The following is a 798-nucleotide window of genomic DNA, read 5'->3' as shown; positions in this document are numbered from 1 at the left end:
GTCGGATGGTTGCTCGCCGCGCTGGCGATCCCCGCCATGGTGGTGGCCGTCGCCCGCGCCCGCCCCCTGCTCGCCACGGCCTCCACCTCGACGGCCCCCACCGCGACGGCACCCGTCACGTCCAGCCGCCCGGCGCCATCCGCCCCGACCGGCTCCGACGGCCTGCCTCCGGCTGGCCCCGCACCCAGAGACCCCACGACCCCCGCATCCGCCGGGCCCAGAGAACCCACGACCCCCGCATCCGCCGGGCCCAGAGAACCCACGACCCCCGCGCCCGTCGGCCCCGGAAAACCCACGGCCCCCGCATCCGCCGGACCCGGAGCGGGTCATGCGGAACCCGCGGCGAATCCCGACCGACCGGCGAAGGGCGGCGGATCCCCCATCCCGGCCGCCTGGGTGGAGCCGGAACGGCTGGCGGGCATGGAGCGGCAGCGGCAGGCGGAGATCGCGCGCCTGTCCGAGCTGCTCACCGAGGAGGCCAGGCTCCTGGTGGTCCGCCGTGACCTGCGGAGGGTCGAGGAGGAGCTCACCGGGCTCGCCGGTCAGGACGAGGCGGCCACCGCACGGCTCGCCGCGCTGCCCGCTCTCATCGAGGACGCCGGACTGAAGCTCGCGCGGGCGCGCCTCGACGCGGCCGGGATCCCCGCGGCCGAAGCCGTACGCGTCTGCGCCGCCGAGCTGATCGGCGTCGATCGCGGGCTCGCCCGCCTGGCGGCCGAGCTGGACGAGCTGGCGCAGCGGGAGGCCGAGGTGGCCGCCACGGAGGCGGAGCTGCCCGAACGGCTCGCGGACGCCCAG

Annotated in this window: 1 pseudogene; it reads left to right on the top strand. The window is 77.7% G+C overall.

From position 1 onward, the window contains the following. Positions 1–396: 396 nt before the first annotated feature. Positions 397–798: pseudogene (locus tag DQW85_RS21995) on the top strand (AAA family ATPase); the annotation flags it as partial.

The sequence above is a fragment of the Nonomuraea lactucae genome (assembly GCF_003313395.1).
Classification (GTDB): Bacteria; Actinomycetota; Actinomycetes; order Streptosporangiales; family Streptosporangiaceae; genus Nonomuraea; species Nonomuraea lactucae.
This window is presented reverse-complemented; position numbering and strand designations above follow the sequence as displayed.